Raw genomic sequence first — 18,563 nt, forward strand, 5'->3', positions numbered from 1 at the left:
AGAAGGAGAAATACAAATGAAAATAATTGTCGGGATGTCGGGAGCCACTGGAGCTATTTTTGGAATTCGTCTTTTGGAGATTCTTAAAAACACAGAGGTAGAGACTCATTTAGTGATGTCTTCATGGGCAGCTGCAACTATCCGAGTGGAAACGCCTTACACAGCGAAGGAAGTTGAAGAATTGGCTGATTATACTTATTCTTATAAAGATTTAGGAGCCAAAATTTCTAGTGGGTCTTTTCAAGTGGATGGGATGATTGTTGCTCCCTGTAGTATGAAAACATTAGCCTCTATTCGTATGGGGTTAGCGGATAATCTTGTGACACGTGCAGCTGATGTTATATTAAAAGAACGGAAAAAGCTGTTATTATTAACACGTGAAACGCCCCTTAATGATATCCATCTTGAAAACATGTTGGCGTTATCACGTATGGGAACAATGATTTTCCCTCCAATGCCTGCTTTTTATAATCATCCAGATAATATTGATGATTTAATTAATCATATTGTATACAGAGCATTAGATCAGTTTGGTATTCATCTATCAGATGCAAAAAGATGGGATGGAATACAAAAAGTAGAGAATAAAAACTAGACTGGGTTGGATTAGTATATCAAAGAAAGTTTTCTTATTCTTTTAAAGGTATACTATTAAATTCTAATGAATGAAGTTAATAGGTGAGAGAGGGGTAGTCGTTAAATGAAGAGACTAGCCTTTTTTATCTGCAAATAGGTAAAATTAGCAAATAATAGAATAAAATGATCAAAAAGGCGGCTTTTATAAGCTGCCTTTTTGGTTGAAATGTTAAGTAAAGCAGAATAAAAAGAACAAAAATATTTTAATGTTTTACCAATACCTTCATTCTTCCATTCCCTTTATATAACAAAGAGAAAGTAGTATTTGCTTAGAAAAAGCCTTATAATATACCGTTTTTATATATAATAAATACATAATAGATATTTATCATATTATAAATACAAGAGTATAATCATCTTTGTAAGATAAATTAAGCAAGGTAAATGAATAATGCAACGTAGGAGGAATACTTAATGGCTTACAGAGATTTAAGAGAATTCTTAGATTTACTCGAATCAGAAAACCAATTAGTTCGTATTAAAGAAGAAGTTATGCCTGAACCAGATTTAAGTGCGATTGGACGTTCTGCTCCAGACGTAGAGAATGCACCGGCTGTTCTTGTAGAAAACATAAAAGGTTACAAAACGCCTGTTGTTTTAAATGTTCATGGTTCGTGGCAAAATCATGCTTTAATGCTTAACATGTCGAAGGATACACCGGTTAAAGAACAATTCTTTGAATTGGAAAAAATCTGGGATAGATATCCGATTAAGCCAGTTTGGGTTGATAAGAAAGATGCACCAGTAAAAGAAGTTGTAATTGAAGAAGATATTAATCTATTTGATGTTTTACCTTTGTTCCGTATCAATGAATTTGACGCTGGGTTCTATCTTTCAAAAGCTTTAATTGTAAGTAAAGATCCTAACAAACCAGATAGTTATGACGAACAAAATGCTGGTACTTATCGTATCCAAGTGAAAGGTAAAGATAAAGTAGGTATTCAACCTCTCCCATTCCACGATATTGCTGTTCATCTAAAACATGCTGAAGAAAAAAATGAACCCCTCCCAATTGCTATTTGCTTAGGGAACGATCCCGTATTAAGCTTTATGGCTAGCACACCAATTGAATATGCTCAATCTGAATATGACTTTGCTGGAGCTTTAAAAGGTGAGCCCATTGAATTAACAAAAAGTGAGAATGGGAATTTAGATATCCCAGCACGTAGTGAAGTTGTGTTAGAAGGTTATATCATGCCTCGTGAAAGAGAAATTGAAGGACCTTTTGGTGAGTTTCCAGGAAGTTATTCAGGTGCTCGCTTACAGCCAGTGGTTAAAATCACTAAAATCACTCATCGCCAAAATCCTATCTTCGAGAATTTGTACTTAGGTATGCCATGGACTGAAATTGACTACTTAATGGCATTAAATACAAGCTTACCACTATATAAACAATTAAAACGCGACTTCCCAGAAGTTGAAGCTGTAAATGCAATGTATACACACGGTATTGGAACTATCGTTTCTACAAAATCTCGTTTCGGTGGATATGGTAAGGCAGTTGCTATGAGATTATTATCTACTCCTCACGGAATGCCTTATACAAAAATTGTCATCATTGTCGATGAATTTGTTGATCCGTTTAATCTAGAACAAGTGATGTGGGCTTTAACAACTCGTGTTCGTCCAGACAAAGATGTCTTTAAAGTTCCATATGCACCTGGTATGCCATTAGATCCATCTTCCGAGCCTGCTGGTATGCATACGAAGCTAATCATTGATGCTACGACTCCAGTTGCTCCTGACTTTGCTCGAGACACTGAGTTATTAGGAGTTCCAGAAAAAGCAAATGAATGGTTAGAAACGATTCGAAACTTAGTTAAAGAAGGAGGAAATAAATAATGAAATGTCCAAGATGTGATTCTGAAAAAGTAAGTTTATTAACTAAAGCCCCTGTTGATGATGCTTGGGAAGTATATATTTGTGACATTTGTACTTTGTCATGGAGAAATACGGAAAGTGATAACATCACTGACCCGGAAAAATATGATAAACGTTTCAAACTGAATCCTGCTGAATTCAAAGAGTTGGATCAAATTCCTCCAATTCCTGAGTTGAAAAAATAATCGTTGAAATAAAAAGGATCCCTATTTATTTTCTAAATAGGGATCCTTTTCGATCTATAAATAGAATCTAGAGAATATTAATCTTGCATAAAGGACTATCTCTTTTGCCAATGTGGGAGCTGGGTGAGTCCTACTCTGTGTATTCTTGAAAACTATGGGGTTCAACGAGCTATTGAAGAAATGAATAAGTGACAAGAACGAATAAATGTGATTTATACAATGTTGGGAGCTCGATTAGTTCCTGAGTTATAAAGCGGTAAGGAATGGTATGAAGTAAGGGGAATAGACGTAATTAAAGTATTCAAAACGTATTAGTTTATAAACTAAAAGACCAAACCAGAAAGAAAAATGAATGTTCTTGATAGGATAAAAAACAGGGCTAAATCAAAGGAGTATAACAGGAAATTTTGAAAGATTGAATACATACGAGTTAGGATAGAGAAAATGTGTCAAAAACCAAGCTTTTTCCCTTTATATAAAAATTTTAAAAAATAAAAAGAGAGAAGGCAACAGGTTATTCAGAAAAAGAGAGTGTATGCCTTCTCTACAGAATCAATCATTTCATTTTTTATCTAAAACTGAAGTTCTCTAAATCTTCTTGGTGATAAATCGCTATGTTTTTTGAATGTTGTGACAAAATAAGAGACACTATTGAAACCGCAGGTGAACGCGATTTCCTTAACGGATAAATTCGTATTATATAACAAGTTTTTTGCATTATTAATTCGGTAGTTAATTAAGTATTGATATGGTGAAGCATTCATATGTTTTTTGAAGACTCTAGAAAAATGATAAGGGCTTAATTGAACGTGTTTTGCTATATCGTCTAAATTGATATCTTCACTATAATGGTTTTCAATGTACAGAATAGCTTTTTGGACAATTTCTTCTACAGATTGTGTTGCCTGGTTAGAGATTTCGTTTAATTCACACAGAATCTTTTGCACAATAATTGAAGCTGCATGTTCATCTACTTTGTTTTTTTCCATCATTGTGAGAATGTGATTCATACAACTTTTTATATTCCAGTTGTTATCAAGTGAATACACACATCCGTTTCGATTAAAAAGCAGTTCAAAATAGTCTTCACTTGAGTTTCCCGTAAAGTGAAGAAATTCAAATTCTGTATCTTCTAGTGCTGCATACAAGTGAGGTTTCTGACAGTCAAGAAAGATAAACATATTCTCTGTTGCTAGGAATTCTTGGTTTTTGTAGTGAACTTTCATTTTCCCTTTTTTTACATACAGGAATAAATGCTCACCAAATGTATTTCTTTTCGTTTCATAAGCATCTGAACAATAATAAGAACCTGCATTTGTAATGTGATAAAGCGCTTTCTTAGCAAATTTGCTTGGTGTATGAAAAAACGCTTTCGAATTTGCTAAAACCCCTTTTTCTCCCATATGAATTCCTCCTTATTATTAGCAATATTATTAAATAAAGAAGAAAAAAGCAATATTGTTAAAAAGAATAGCAATTTTTCTAAAGAAGTGAGCAATTTTTTTTAATGACCTTTTATTCACAGTTTAATAGAATGAGTTTATAACAGCAATAATTATACAAAGGGGATAAAAAAGTGGAAATGAGAGATGGTTTAGATAATGAAATAAGCATGAAAAAGGCGCACATAATTCTAAACTTTTATAGAAATTGAAAGCGCTTTTAGATTATTTGTTATCTATCACTAATCTCACACACCGTCAAAAACGATTGAAAGTGAGGATAAAAGGACTGAAATTTGAAATCGATTTCATTTGTTGGATGGTGATAAAACGCAGAAGTTTTATTACAAGCTAAGTTGATCAAGGTAACTTAAATACTTAAGGAGAATTATCATGGATAAACAAGGAAAGCAACATTCATTTTTGCGCACAATTATCCTGATCTCTACATTTGGTGGACTCCTTTTTGGTTATGATACAGGGGTTATCAATGGAGCATTACCATACATGTCGAGAGCTGATCAGTTAAACCTTAACTCTTTTACACAAGGTCTTGTAACAAGTGCTCTCCTCTTTGGAGCCGCATTTGGAGCTGTATTTGGTGGTAGATTATCGGACTATAATGGACGTCGTAAAACGATTTTATATTTAGCAGTATTATTTTTTGTCTCTACAATTGGGTGTGCTTTATCTCCAAACGCTATAATTATAGTTATTTTTCGTTTCTTGCTAGGACTTGCTGTAGGGGGAGCATCTGTAACAGTACCAACATATTTAGCTGAGATGTCTCCTGCTGAAAGTCGCGGGAAAATGGTTACTCAAAATGAATTGATGATTGTGACAGGACAACTTTTAGCTTTTACTTTTAATGCGGTTATCGGAAATGTGCTAGGAGAGCATCCACACGTTTGGCGCTATATGTTACCTATTGCTGCAATTCCGGCTCTTCTTCTATTCTTCGGTATGTTTAGAGTACCTGAGAGTCCACGCTGGCTCGTATCAAAAGGAAAGAAAGAAGATGCTTTGCGCGTTCTTCAGAAAATACGGGAAAAGGAACGAGCAAATTCTGAGTTACAAGAAATTGAGAACGCTTACGTTCAAGAATCAAAAATGGATAAAGCAACGTTTAAAGATTTAACAGTTCCATGGGTGCGCCGAGTAGTTTTTCTTGGAATTGGGATTGCTGTTGTACAGCAAATCACAGGCGTGAACTCAATTATGTATTATGGGACTAAAATTTTGCAAGATGCGGGTTTTCAAACCGAAGCAGCTCTTATTGGGAACATCGGAAATGGAATTGTATCTGTTGTAGCTACAGTTGTAGGGATTTGGTTACTTGGCAAAGCAGGACGCCGGCCGATGCTTATAACCGGTCTAGCTGGTACAACAGTAACATTGTTACTTATTGCGATATTCTCTATTACACTTGAGGGTTCAGAGATTCTTCCATATATTATTTTAGCATTAACAATTACGTTTCTTGCGTTCCAGCAAGGAGCCATCTCTCCTGTAACATGGCTTATGCTTTCAGAAATATTCCCTTTAAGGTTAAGGGGATTAGGGATGGGCGTTACTGTATTTTGTTTGTGGGGAGTTAACTTCCTTGTCGGATTAACATTCCCAGTATTACTAGACAGTATTGGTTTATCTTCAACATTCTTTGTTTTTGTAGTTTTAGGAATAGGAGCTATAACGTTTGTTGCAAAATGTTTGCCAGAAACGAAGGGGCTTACACTTGAAGAGTTAGAACAAAGCTTCCGTAGCTATAGCAGTGGAAGTTCTAAAGTCTTAAATAACAATAAAACAATTGGATAAGAAATGGAGAGAATTAATATGAAATTATGTTTCAACGAAGCAACAACATTAGAAAATTCTAATCTTATGAAAGACTTAGAGTACTGCAATAAGCATGGATACGATTATATTGAAATTCGCACAATGGATAAATTACCAGAATACTTGGAGAACCATTCAATCGATGATTTAGCAACTTTTTTTAAGACAAATCATATTAAACCACTAGCTCTTAATGCTTTAGTATTTTTCAATAATCGAACAGAAGAAGAGTATAAGGGAATTATTGAGGAATTTAAAGGTATGCTCGAAACAGCTCAAAAGATTGGTGCTCAGTATATTGTAGCTGTTCCATTAGTAACAGAACAAAAAATATTAAAAAACGAAATTAAAGATAGTTGTGTAAAAGTATTAAATGAACTATCAAAAATGGCTAAGCCATTTGGCGTCAAAATAGCAGTTGAATTCGTAGGGCATCCTCAATGCACAGTAAATACATTTGAGCAAGCTTATGATATTGTGCAAACAGTTGATCGTGACAACGTAGGATTAGTGTTTGATTGCTTCCACTTCCATGCAATGGGATCAAACTTAGAAGAATTTAGAAAAGCAGATATTAATAAAATCTTTATCGTCCACATTGATGATACAGAAGATTTCCCTATTGGCTTCTTAACAGACGAAGATAGAGTTTGGCCTGGACTAGGGGCTATTGATTTAGATGGCATCTTTTCAATCTTAAAAGAGAAGGGCTATGATGATGCAGTATCTGTGGAATTATTCCGCCCAGAATATTATAAATTAGATGCTGAACAAGCAATTAAGACAGCAAAAGATACAACGATTAAAGCTGTCTCAAAACATTACAGTTATGAAGGAAAAGAATCATTTTCTTTATAGGATAGAGAATTCAATTTCGTAACAACTCTAGGCTTGAAAGCTCCTGTTTTTGGAGCTTTTGAGAACCAAGAGGGGATTTTTTGAAAAGTTTATCAAATAATTATGAAACTAAAGGAGGCCATATAGGATGGTTTTAAAAATAGGGGTTATCGGCACAGGAGCAATTGGGCAGGATCATATTCGAAGAATTACAAACAAATTATCTGGCGGGAAAATCGTTGCTGTTACTGACGTTAACAAAGAACAAGCAAAAGCAATTGTAGAAACTCAAAGCCTGGATGCAAAAATTTATGATGATGGTCATGAATTAATTAAGGCAGAAGAAGTTGATGCAGTTGTTGTTACTTCTTGGGGACCTACTCATGAAGAGTTCGTATTAGCAGCTATTGAAGTTGGAAAACCAGTATTTTGTGAAAAACCTCTTGCTATTACTGCTGAAGGTTGTAAAAAAATTGTGGAAGCAGAGATTGCTACAGGTAAATCATTAGTACAAGTTGGCTATATGCGTCGTTACGATACAGGATATCGCGCATTGAAAAATGTAATTGAAAGTGGAAAAATTGGTGAACCATTAATTGTTCACTGCGCACATAGAAACCCTACAGTTCCTGACACATATACAGGAGATATGGCAATCGTTGATACATTTATTCATGAAATTGATGTATTGCGTTGGTTACTAAATGATGATTATGTATCTGTTCAAATTGTTGCACCTCGAAAAACAAGTAATGCATTAGAACACCTGCAAGATCCACTCATCGTTTTATTAGAAACAAAACAAGGTATCCGAATTAATGCTGAGATTTTTGTGAACTGCCAGTACGGATATGATATTCAATGTCAAGTTGTAGGGGAAACAGGCATCGCAAATTTACCTGAACCTTCAAGTGTCGTTTTACGCAGTGAAGCAAAATTATCTACAGAAATTTTAGTAGATTGGAAAGACCGTTTCATTGATTCTTACGATACAGAACTTCAAGATTGGATTAATTCAACGCTTAAAGGAGAAGTAAATGGACCAACAGCTTGGGACGGTTACGTTGCTGCTGTTACTTCAGATGCTTGTTTAGAAGCGAAAGAGTCAGGAAATATTGTGCCGATTTCTTTAGAAGAACGCCCTGAATTTTATAATAAAAATTTAGTTGTTGTAGAAAAAATCTAATAGTAGGAAGCACAACGGCTACTATATTTAGAATAAATAAGCGTTTATAGCAAAATAGTTTGATAATAAAAAACATGAATAAAGCCATAGTGTATATGAGTATGCTTTGAGCTTATAAGAGAAAGGGGAAATTTACATTGCGTTTAGCTTATGATCCATCACATTATCGTGACAATACAAACTTAAAAGATACAATTGATACGGTTGCAAGATTAGGATATGAATATGTAGAATTATCTCCACGTAAAGATTTTATTTGGTTTTATGAGTATCCAAAAGTAGACAAGGCTTTAATCAAAGACTTAAAACGTTATTGCAGTGATGCAGGGGTTAAAATCTCATCTGTTCTACCTGTTCAACAGTGGTCTTCTCCAAATGAGGAAGAACGACAAGCCGCAGTTCGAAACTGGAAGAGATGCATCGAAATCACATCTGAATTAGGTGTAAATCTAATGAATAGTGAATTTAGTGGGGATATAAGTCGTCCTGTTGAAAGTGAAGCTGCTTTTGTAAAGTCAATGGAAGAACTTATGCCTATTTTTGAAAGAGAAGGAATTAACTTAAATCTTCAGTCTCATCCGAATGACTTTATTGAGTTAAATACAGAAGCTATTCGTATGATTCGAGCTTTAGATAAAGACTGGATTAAGCTTGTTTATTCTGTTCCTCATGCTTTCTTTTATGATGATGGTATTGGTGATGTTGAGCAACATCTTGAGGAAGCAGGTGACTTGCTTGCACATGTTCTGATTGCTGATACGCTGAATCATAAAGCAGCATTTGGATTACGCTACATCGTCAATCCACCAGATGCAAAGGTAACCATTCACCAGCACTTAAATCCTGGTGAAGGAGAAATTAATTTTGAGGCATTATATCGAAAACTAAGAGAAATGAAATTCGATGGAATTGTAACAAATGCTGTATTTGCTTACCCTGACCGTCCTGAATGGTCAAATGAAGTTACGTTGAAATCGATTAGAGAAGGATTACATATTTAATTTCTTTTATAGTTAGTTTTTAAGAGTTAGATATGTAATAGTAACGAAAATAAAAAGGCACTTTCTCCTTATTAAGGAGAAAGTGCCTTTTTATTTAAGAATGATAAGTATAACTTAAAACATATTGGTAAGAACATGAAGGATATTAAGAAGGAACAGTATTTTGTTATTCGAAACACGAATAAAGTTCTATATTGGACTTTGACTACTCTAATAGAGAACTTCAACTACTTTGATTTTTTAATTTTGCTTCAAACATATCAATAATATGTAGAAACCTTTCAGCTTCGCGAAAAGTATGATCTGCTAGAAGTGGATGAATAATACTTTTAATTCTACATTCTTCAATGAGCTCTCTCGCAGTCTTTTTGAAATCCCGAAGAGAGGTTACGGAAACTCGGTTTTCATCAAGAAATTGATCAAGAAGAGGAACAGTTTGGGACTGTGGCTTCATAGATTCTAAATCTCTGGCTTGAAAAACTAATTGATCAAAGTCATTGCTGAAATTTCTGGCCATATCTACCAACTTTCTTTCTGAGGGATCAAGGAGATGGCCTATAAATTTGGCATGATCAGCCATAATTCTTAGAAAAAATACGTTTTCTTTAATAATAGCATCAGCAAGAGGCTTTAATTTTCCCTCATTTAGCTCAATTAATCGTTTTCTAAAATAGTTAGCTTCTCTGCTAATATGATCAACTAAAAGAGGAAAGTTGTTTGCGCCTGGCATTTGACAGTTTAAAATTAAACCTAAGACTTTTCTTTTAAAAGCAAATATTCCTGTTGCTGCTTGTTGAACTTCTGAATTGAACCTTTTCATGTGTGTAGGATCTATTTGATTCGTAAATGAATGTGCTCTTTGTTCTATTTGTTCAAATAGATGATAAAATTGGTTTGCTTCTTGAATTAATTGAGTATCTTCTGCTCTAAAACCTAATCTAAGAAATAAAGAATGTTCTTTCATAATTCTTGACCAAAAACGAATTTCATCTAAAGATTTCTCTACAAATCCATTAGTCATTCTTACTCCCCCTAATATGGAAAATCAAATTCATTTTCATACTATTCAGGTTTGAGGGGAGATATACGTGCCTTTCTGAGGGTGTTAAAAGATATTTTTATGAACCTTATCTCATATGTAAAGACCTTCTTCAGTAGCTTATTCTATTGCTTTGGTGTAGAGGATATAGTAGGTCATTAATATAGGAATCTTGATTTGAGCAATGTCTGAAAATACGATGTCTTTATAATCTTCTTCTCTTATATCTATCAATTTCTAAAGGAAAGTCTCTCTTATACAAAAAACATATTAACTTTCCATTGAATTATCCATCTAGCACTTCATTTAAAAAATAAATCTTTCTTTTGCATTCAACATATACTTCAACAATCTTTTTACTTACAATAACGCTCACCAATTAGTGACCGTTATTGTATAGTACTTTATTTTTTTCTACTTATAATCATATGTGGGTCTTATCTTTTATATAACACCTTGATCAAGCATTGCATCAGCAACTTTTAAAAACCCTGCAATATTAGCACCAACAACAAGGTTTCCTGGTGCATCATAATCTTTTGAGGCTTTCATACTCTTGCTGTAAATATCTTTCATGATGCCTTGCAATTTCACATCTACTTCTTCGTGGGTCCAAGCTAGTCTCGAACTATTTTGTGCCATTTCTAGCGCAGAGACTGCAACTCCGCCTGCATTTGCTGCTTTAGCAGGAGCAAATAAAACATTATGAGCGATAAAAGTATTGACGGCTTCTTCGGTAGAAGGCATGTTTGCGCCTTCGCCAACGGCTTTAACACCATTTGAAATTAATATTTTTGCTGCGTCTTGACTTAACTCATTTTGTGTTGCACATGGTAATGCAATATCACATGGAATTGCCCAAATACCTGAACATCCTTCCTGATATATAGCATCATGATGTTCTTTAATATATTCAGAGATTCTTGCATTTTTTACTTCTTTTAATTGTTTAACAGTGTCTAAATTAATTCCATTTCGATCGTAAATATATCCGCTTGAATCACTGCATGCTACTACTTTTGCGCCAAACTGTATTGCCTTTTCCATTGCGTAAATTGAAACATTTCCTGAACCAGATACAACAACTGTACTATCTTTAAAACCTAATCCCTGATCCTTAAGCATTTCCTCTACAAAATATACCGTCCCATATCCTGTTGCTTCTTTTCGGCCTAAGCTTCCTCCATAACCAATACCTTTTCCAGTTAGGACACCTGCTTCATAAGCTCCTTTTATTTTTTTATACTGCCCAAACATATAACCAATCTCTTTAGCTCCTACTCCTATATCTCCAGCAGGAACATCAATATTTGGCCCAATATGTCTACTAAGCTCTGTCATGAAGCTCTGGCAAAAGCGCATAATCTCTAGATCAGATTTACCTTTTGGATCAAAGTCAGAACCGCCTTTTCCACCGCCAATTGGCTGGCCTGTTAATGAGTTTTTGAAGATTTGTTCAAAGCCGAGGAATTTTATAATGCTTGCATTAACAGAAGGGTGAAATCTTAGCCCGCCTTTATAAGGCCCAATAGCACTACTGAATTGAACACGGTATCCACGATTTACTTTTACGTTCCCTTTATCATCCACCCATGGAACTCTAAAAGTAATCATTCGATCAGGTTCAATCATTCTTTCTAGTACGGCTTGGTTAATATATAGTGGATTTTTCTCTAAAACAGGTATTAAAGAATCAAGTACTTCTTTAACAGCCTGTTGAAACTCCCATTCGTTTGGATTTTGTATTTGTACATTTTTGAATAAACGATTCACAAAATCTTTTACAATCCTTGTTTGATTCGCTTCTCCTGTTTCCATTACTTTCATAAATGTTCAACCCCTAAATATTTTAAAATTGGGAAAATTCCTTTTCTTAAATGTGTTTTCATTCTATAATTTTATAATTAATAGTTTCAATACTAATTTCCGATGAAATCAATGCGCTAAACGCATTAAGATGGAGTGACTAAAAATGGAGACAAGGCAAATTCAATATTTCCTAGAGGTTGCAAAGAGGGAACATGTAACAGAAGCAGCAGATGTCTTACATGTTGCTCAATCCTCTGTTAGCAGACAAATTTTTAATTTAGAAAATGAATTAGGTGTCAAACTTTTTATACGTGAGGGAAGAAGGGTGAAGTTAACTCCTTTAGGTAGAATCTTTTTTGAACGGATGAAACAAGTGTGGAATATGATGGAGGATGCAAAGAGAGAAGTAGAAGAACATTTAAATCCTGAAAGAGGAATCGTTCGGATTGCGTTTCCGATTAGTATGGCTGCTCATACATTACCATCCATCATTTCTTCTTTTCGCACTCGGTACCCGGAGGCTAAATTTCAAATGAGCAATGCCCTTTATTATGATCTAATAGATGGTGTTATAACTGGTGAATTTAATTTGGCCATGATTGCACCAATGCCTGACCAGGAAAAAGAGAAGAAAATTAAAGGAGCTACTTTATTCACAGAAAATATAGTTGCACTCATTCCTATTCGTCATCCGTTATCTGATCGAAAATCAATTAGATTAAGAGAGTTAAAAGATGATCCGTTCTGTGTCCTTCCTGAAGAGTTTATATTTCGTAAACAAGTTGTTGAAGGATGTAATGATGCAGGATTTTCACCACAAATTGCATTTGAAGGGAAAGATATTGATGCATTAAAAGGATTAGTCTCTGCAGGGCTAGGTGTAGCATTAATGCCAGAGATGACACTGATAGATAATACACCTCGGTCTACCGTTATGATTCCCATATCAGATGCAAATCTTACGAGAACAGTCGGAGTGATCTACCCAACACAACGCAAACTACTGCCAACTGAATCTTTATTTTATGATTTTCTGCTTGAAACTTACGAAAGGTTAAATGAATTTAGAGAGTAAAAAAAGAGAATCATTCCTAGATCTAGTTGTTTATTTTTTAATATACACACCGTTCCCTTTTCATGTCCATAATATAAAAATCTAAGAAAAAAAGGTTCAGATTGCTTGGCTTACAAACAATCCGGACTTTTTTTCTTGGATAGGCTTCTTCTTTATGAAACATTTGTGAACGTATGATGAAAACGGTTGTTAAAGAAAAAATTAAATCATATGATGGATATCAAACCATCACGTGACAGTTTAGGGGGTGTCTCAATTGGGGCTGAGAAACTAAAAATCGGTGAACTTGCTAAGCTAACAGGGCTCACAAAGAGAACCATTGATTATTATACAAATATCGGTTTGTTAGAAGCGGAACGTTCTACTTCTAATTATCGTTTCTATGATCGCTCATGTATTGAGAAAATCGAATACATTGAAAAATGTAAAAAGAGAAATCAATCTTTAGAGGAGATAAAAAAATCTCTTCAAGAGAAAGAAGCAGAGGAAATCGATATATTAGAACTGAGATTGAAAATGAAAGGTTTAGAAAAAGAACTAAATCAAGTGTTAAATCAAAAAGGTGATAAAGATGCTCGAGACTTGTTAAAAAAAGGGTTATCTAAAGAAAGTTTTTCTTTAATTCAATCACTCTTGTTATTGCTACATTAAAAGATAGAGGGGATACATTTAAATGCTTTTCCATCCTATGGATATTTTTATTTTTATTGCATTGGGCATCTCGATTTGGGCTCAATTTAGAGTAAAAGGTAATTTTAATAAATGGGCTGAAGTATCGACTAAAACAAGAATGTCAGGTGCAGAAGTAGCACGTAAAATTTTAGATGATAATGGATTACAGGCTGTTTCGATAGAAGTTGTGGCTGGAAGGCTATCTGATCATTATGATCCAATGAATCGAGTAATCAGATTATCAGAAGAAGTATATTACGGATGTTCTATTGCGTCTGTTTCTGTAGCTTCTCACGAAGTAGGGCACGCTATTCAACATCAACAATCATACAAAGCTCTTGTAGTAAGACACAAGATTTTTCCGTTAGCAAATTTAGCTTCAGGTATCGCTCCATTTATGTTTTTAGGAGGAATGCTTTTACAGCAGCTTTCGTTAATTGGAGTAGGGATTTTATTCTTCTCTGCTGCAGTAGCATTTCAATTGATTACGTTGCCCGTCGAATTTGATGCGAGCAAAAGAGCGCGAAACTTAATGTTAAGTCAAGGGATTCTTTATAGTGATGAAGAACGTGGAGTAAAGAAAGTATTGAACGCGGCAGCTCTTACATACGTTGCTGCAACACTAGTGGCTGTTTTTGAATTGGTGAAATTTGTAATGATTTTTTTCCAAGGTCAAGAAGAAGAATAACAATTATTTAGGAGGTGTAAACCTTACATTCGTAAGGTTTTAATTTGGATAACATTACTGTTAATTTTATACTCGTTGCTATTTTAATTGGACTTACAGCATTCTTCGTAGCAACAGAATTTGCAATTGTTAAAGTCAGGATGTCGAGAATTGATCAGCTTGTTGCTGAAGGGAAAAGGGGAGCGATTGCAGCTAAGAGAGTTACGACTCATCTTGATGAATACCTTTCAGCCTGTCAGCTAGGAATTACTGTTACAGCAATGGGGCTAGGTTGGTTAGGAGAACCAACCATTGAACGTGTATTACATCCTTTATTTGAAGCATTAAATCTTAATGAAGCTACAACCACAATTTTATCTTTTGGTATTGCTTTTGCTCTTATGACCTATCTCCACGTTGTTATTGGAGAACTAGCTCCTAAGACAGTCGCAATTCAAAAAGCAGAGTTGATTACGTTAACTCTTGCAAAACCAATTATCTTGTTCTACCGCATCATGTTCCCGTTTATTTGGCTACTAAATGGCTCGGCACGAGTGATTGTTGGATTGTTTGGTTTAAAACCAGCTTCTGAACATGAAATGGCTCACTCTGAAGAAGAACTGCGCTTACTGCTTTCAGAAAGCTATAAAAGTGGCGAAATTAATAAAAACGAATTGAAATATGTAAATAATATTTTTGAATTTGATGAGAGAATTGCTAAAGAAATCATGGTGCCTAGAACAGAGATGGTTACATTATCGATTGATGATTCTTTCAATGAGACAATTGAGACTTTAAAAGTAGAAAAATTCACTCGTTATCCGATTATAGATGGAGATAAAGACAATATTGTAGGGATTATTAACATTAAAGAAGTATTAACGTCTACACTATGGGAAGATAATGAAAAAGCAAATCTTAGCGATTTTATTAATCCTGTTATTCAAGTTATTGAGACAATTCCTATTCATGAATTAATGATTAAGATGCAGAAAGAACGTATGCATATGGCTATCCTTATTGATGAATATGGGGGTACTTCGGGGTTAGTAACAATTGAAGATATTGTCGAAGAAATCGTTGGGGAAATTAGAGATGAATTTGATGAAGAAGAAATACCTGAAATACGAAAAATAGCGGATGATCACTATATCTTGAATTCTAAGGTTCTAATTAGTGATGTAAACAATTTACTGAATCTAAACTTAGAATACGACGAAGTTGATACAATTGGAGGATGGTTCCTTACACAAAACTTTGACGCTGAAAAGGGTGCCGAAATTCAATTTGAAGGATATACGTTTAAAATTCGAGAAGTTGAAGGTCACCACATCTCTTTTGTAGATGTATTTAAAAGCTAAATAGAAAGAAAAAGAGAACTATGAAAAGATAGTTCTCTTTTTTTAAGCTGTCTCATTTATATTTTCTTCAATGAAATGATTCATTTTTCTCCCAAGAGCTGTAAAAAAGCAATTACCATGTTCTTTTTGCAATGGATGTTAAAAAACGTAGTAATCAACTTTGCTTGTATAGCGGAACAGTTTGCTTAATGAATAAAGAAAGGTAATGGAGGAGCCAATTGCAAAGCTTATTTTAAAAGGCATATTTTCTTGTATAACCTGCAATAAAGAGTAAGTTTCTTATGAATATATATTTAAATAAAATATCTTGAATTAAAAATAATTGACTTAAAGATATTACGAGCATATAATGAACACATAATGATGCTAATAAATCACATGGCTCACTAAAATAGATATCTATAATAACAGCTTATACTGTGCATAAGTAGCCATTATCACGGTCATTATATAAAAGGATTGAATAAAAAAGGAGCGAAAAATTATGGCAAAAGTATTGTATATTACAGCACATCCACATGATGAAAAAACGTCTTACAGCATGGCGGCAGGTCAAGCATTTGTGACGGCTTATAAAGAGCAAAACCCAAGTGATGAAATTGTGCATATTGATTTGTATAAAGAAAACATTCCACACATTGATGCTGACATTTTCAGCGGATGGGGTAAACTTCAATCAGGAAGTGAATTTGATCAACTTTCTAAAGAAGAGCAAAGTAAAGTAGCTCGTCTAGCAGAGCTAAACGAACAGTTCATTTCAGCTGATAAATATGTATTTGTTACACCACTATGGAACTTCTCGTTCCCACCAGTAATGAAAGCATACTTAGATTCTGTAGCTGTTGCAGGGAAATCATTCAAATATACAGAGCAAGGTCCTGTTGGATTGCTAACAGATAAAAAAGCCCTTCATATCCAAGCGCGAGGCGGCTACTATTCAGAAGGTCCTGCAGCAGACTTAGAAATGGGTCATCGTTACATCGGCATTATGATGAATTTCTTTGGCGTTCCATCATTTGACGGTTTATTCATTGAAGGACATAATGCAGAACCAAATAAAGCAGAACAAATTAAAGAAGACGGTATTGCTCGTGCAAAAGAACTAGCAAAAAGCTTCTAATAGCAAAAAAAGCGGAGATGATTCTCTGCTTTTTTTTATGTGAAAATATTTACTTTACATTAAAAATAATTAGAAAAAATAAATTATTAAAAACGTTCTGTAGTCTGAGCCTCTTTTTCGTTATAACAGAAACAATATTTTAAAAAAGGGGATGTACTCATTTGACAACAACAGTTAAAGGACCATTTAAAGCAGATCATGTTAGAAGTTTCTTATGTCCGAAACGATTGAAAGAAGCTCGTTTACAGAAACAAAATGGTGAAATTACAGCAGCACAACTGAGAGCTATCGAGGATGAAGAAATTACACGTCTTGTTCAAAAACAAACAGAAGTTGGATTACAGGCGGTAATAGACGGAGAATTTAGACGTGCATGGTGGCACTTTGACTTCCTATCTGAGCTTGTAGGTGTTGAACTTTATGAGACAGAGCAAGGTATTCAATTCAATGGAATTCAAACAAAAGCTCATGGAATTAAAGTTATTGATAAAGTAGATTTTGATGGACATCCAATGCTTGAGGATTATAAGTTTCTACATAACCTTGCTGGTAATCATATTGCGAAGTTTACAATTCCAAGTCCAAATATGCTTTTCTTTAGAGGAAATATTTCAGAAGAAGTATATAGTGATCAAAATGCCTTTTTTGATGATGTAATCAAAGTATATCAAAAAGCAATTCAAGCTTTTTGTGATGCAGGGTGCCGCTATTTACAGCTGGATGATACAGCATGGGCTGTTTTCTTCTCTGAACAAGGGCAAGAGCAAATCGCACAGCGTGGCTATGAACCAAAAGAGCTCTTGCTAAACTGTTTACAAGAGCTATTAATGAGTCAATTGAGAATAAACCGGAAGACATGGTTATTAAAATGCATATTTGCCGTGGGGGAACTTTAGATCAACATATGTAGCAAGCGGCGGATATGATAATGCTTCAGAATACATCTTCGGAGAATTGAAGGTTGATGGACTTTTTCTTGAATTCGATGATGCACGTTCAGGAGGGTTTGAACCATTAAAACACGTAAAACGTGATGATTTACAACTGGTTTTAGGACTAATCACATCTAAATTTGGTGAGCTTGAGGATCCTGGAAAAGTGAAGGGACGTTTGCAAGAAGCAGTACAGTACGTGGCTCTTAATCAAATTTGCTTAAGTCCTCAGTGTGGATTTGCTTCAACAGAAGGGGGAAATATTTTGACAGAAGAGCAGCAATGGGATAAAATTCGTCACGTAATTAACATTGCGAATGACGTTTTGGGATAAGAAACATCTTTTGCACCACCTTTTATTTTGTAGAAGGTGGTCTTCCCATAAAATAGATAAACGAAAGAGGAGGGTGATAAAAAATGTACCTAACAGTAGAAGAAGCAGCTGAATTTTTAGAAATTCCCGCTTCACAAGTTAAAAATCTCATCCATCATAAGCAGATTCGGGCGATTCATGATGGCGAGCAGTTTCTCATTAATAAAGAGCAGTTTAACACACATTTAGAGCAGCTTGAAAAATATAAGAGGCTTGTTGAAAATCTTATGAATGAGCCATTACCTGAAGACATTGATGTGAAAGACGAAGACTAATTTAAAAAACCCTTTCGTATAATAATGCGGAAGGGTTTTCTGCTAGCGAACGATAAAGGGTAGACAATTTGAATCCTTAACCCTAAAATAGGATTCAACATAAAATAGCTTCTTTTGTATCTTTTCTTATCGTTAAAATGACAAAGAAATGAAACCTGCTTTTCATAAAACTCTGTTACAATGAAAGAAAAGATACCGTAACACAGGGTATTAGAAAGCTATAAATCTCATCTTTT

Annotated in this window: 16 protein-coding genes and 1 pseudogene; 14 read left to right on the forward strand and 3 right to left on the reverse strand. The window is 34.5% G+C overall.

Annotated features, from left to right (window positions below):
- Positions 1-16 precede the first annotated feature (16 nt).
- From ACK3CR_RS24690 to ACK3CR_RS24700, 3 genes are all read left to right on the forward strand, one after another.
- On the forward strand, positions 17-595 hold the full coding sequence (locus tag ACK3CR_RS24690) for a non-oxidative hydroxyarylic acid decarboxylases subunit B (protein WP_243515328.1): 579 nt from the start codon (positions 17-19) through the stop codon (positions 593-595).
- Positions 596-1,050: 455 nt separating this feature from the next.
- The gene (locus tag ACK3CR_RS24695; RefSeq protein ID WP_328123847.1) at positions 1,051-2,478 is read left to right on the forward strand and encodes a non-oxidative hydroxyarylic acid decarboxylases subunit C; all 1,428 of its coding nucleotides are present in this window, start codon (positions 1,051-1,053) and stop codon (positions 2,476-2,478) included.
- Positions 2,478-2,702, forward strand: a complete 225-nt coding sequence (locus ACK3CR_RS24700; protein ID WP_243515322.1) for a non-oxidative hydroxyarylic acid decarboxylases subunit D — start codon at positions 2,478-2,480, stop codon at positions 2,700-2,702. The genes ACK3CR_RS24695 and ACK3CR_RS24700 overlap by 1 nt, the downstream gene beginning before the upstream one ends.
- A 572-nt stretch (positions 2,703-3,274) precedes the next feature.
- Here the strand turns inward: ACK3CR_RS24700 and ACK3CR_RS24705 are convergent.
- Positions 3,275-4,105 carry an AraC family transcriptional regulator gene (locus ACK3CR_RS24705; protein ID WP_048896684.1) on the reverse strand — a complete coding sequence of 277 codons (831 nt, stop codon included), beginning with the start codon at positions 4,103-4,105 and terminating at the stop codon, positions 3,275-3,277.
- Positions 4,106-4,537: 432 nt separating this feature from the next.
- Here ACK3CR_RS24705 and ACK3CR_RS24710 point away from each other — a divergent pair, with 432 nt between their 5' ends.
- From ACK3CR_RS24710 to ACK3CR_RS24725, 4 genes are all read left to right on the forward strand, one after another.
- Positions 4,538-5,959, forward strand: coding sequence for a sugar porter family MFS transporter (locus ACK3CR_RS24710; protein WP_243515318.1), 1,422 nt, complete (start codon positions 4,538-4,540; stop codon positions 5,957-5,959).
- Between the two features lie 18 nt (positions 5,960-5,977).
- On the forward strand, positions 5,978-6,838 hold the full coding sequence (gene iolI / locus ACK3CR_RS24715; RefSeq protein WP_243515316.1) for a 2-keto-myo-inositol isomerase: 861 nt from the start codon (positions 5,978-5,980) through the stop codon (positions 6,836-6,838).
- Positions 6,839-6,965: 127 nt separating this feature from the next.
- Positions 6,966-8,003, forward strand: a complete 1,038-nt coding sequence (iolG, locus tag ACK3CR_RS24720) for a bifunctional inositol 2-dehydrogenase/D-chiro-inositol 1-dehydrogenase (protein WP_243515313.1) — start codon at positions 6,966-6,968, stop codon at positions 8,001-8,003.
- Between the two features lie 137 nt (positions 8,004-8,140).
- A complete protein-coding gene (locus ACK3CR_RS24725) occupies positions 8,141-9,004 on the forward strand; it encodes a sugar phosphate isomerase/epimerase family protein (protein WP_430240134.1) in 864 nt (287 codons plus the stop codon).
- Between the two features lie 223 nt (positions 9,005-9,227).
- On the opposite strand, the gene ACK3CR_RS24730 is transcribed toward ACK3CR_RS24725, so the two are convergent.
- Together ACK3CR_RS24730 and gdhA are read right to left on the reverse strand one after the other, a co-directional pair.
- Complete coding sequence (locus ACK3CR_RS24730) at positions 9,228-10,025, reverse strand: DUF2935 domain-containing protein (protein ID WP_243515310.1); 798 nt, start codon at positions 10,023-10,025, stop codon at positions 9,228-9,230.
- Positions 10,026-10,487: 462 nt separating this feature from the next.
- Positions 10,488-11,870 (reverse strand): NADP-specific glutamate dehydrogenase, encoded by a 1,383-nt coding sequence (gene gdhA / locus ACK3CR_RS24735; RefSeq protein ID WP_488976260.1) that lies wholly within the window; start codon positions 11,868-11,870, stop codon positions 10,488-10,490.
- A 145-nt stretch (positions 11,871-12,015) separates the two neighbouring features.
- Between gdhA and gltC the strand changes: the two genes are divergently transcribed.
- From gltC to ACK3CR_RS24770, 7 genes and pseudogenes are all read left to right on the forward strand, one after another.
- Entirely contained in the window at positions 12,016-12,927 is a 912-nt protein-coding gene (gltC, locus tag ACK3CR_RS24740) for a glutamate biosynthesis transcriptional regulator GltC (RefSeq protein ID WP_040060746.1), read from the forward strand.
- Positions 12,928-13,113: 186 nt separating this feature from the next.
- Complete coding sequence (locus ACK3CR_RS24745) at positions 13,114-13,578, forward strand: MerR family transcriptional regulator (RefSeq protein WP_488976261.1); 465 nt, start codon at positions 13,114-13,116, stop codon at positions 13,576-13,578.
- 22 nt (positions 13,579-13,600) lie between these two features.
- Entirely contained in the window at positions 13,601-14,287 is a 687-nt protein-coding gene (locus ACK3CR_RS24750) for a zinc metallopeptidase (protein WP_243515302.1), read from the forward strand.
- Between the two features lie 44 nt (positions 14,288-14,331).
- Positions 14,332-15,627 (forward strand): hemolysin family protein, encoded by a 1,296-nt coding sequence (locus ACK3CR_RS24755; RefSeq protein WP_430240122.1) that lies wholly within the window; start codon positions 14,332-14,334, stop codon positions 15,625-15,627.
- Between the two features lie 484 nt (positions 15,628-16,111).
- A complete protein-coding gene (locus ACK3CR_RS24760; RefSeq protein WP_040060743.1) occupies positions 16,112-16,747 on the forward strand; it encodes an FMN-dependent NADH-azoreductase in 636 nt (211 codons plus the stop codon).
- 161 nt (positions 16,748-16,908) lie between these two features.
- A pseudogene (locus ACK3CR_RS24765) lies at positions 16,909-18,013 on the forward strand (5-methyltetrahydropteroyltriglutamate--homocysteine S-methyltransferase).
- A gap of 83 nt (positions 18,014-18,096) precedes the next feature.
- Complete coding sequence (locus ACK3CR_RS24770) at positions 18,097-18,327, forward strand: excisionase family DNA-binding protein (RefSeq protein ID WP_488976262.1); 231 nt, start codon at positions 18,097-18,099, stop codon at positions 18,325-18,327.
- Positions 18,328-18,563 lie beyond the last annotated feature (236 nt).

This window comes from Priestia sp. TRM10 (assembly GCF_057808375.1).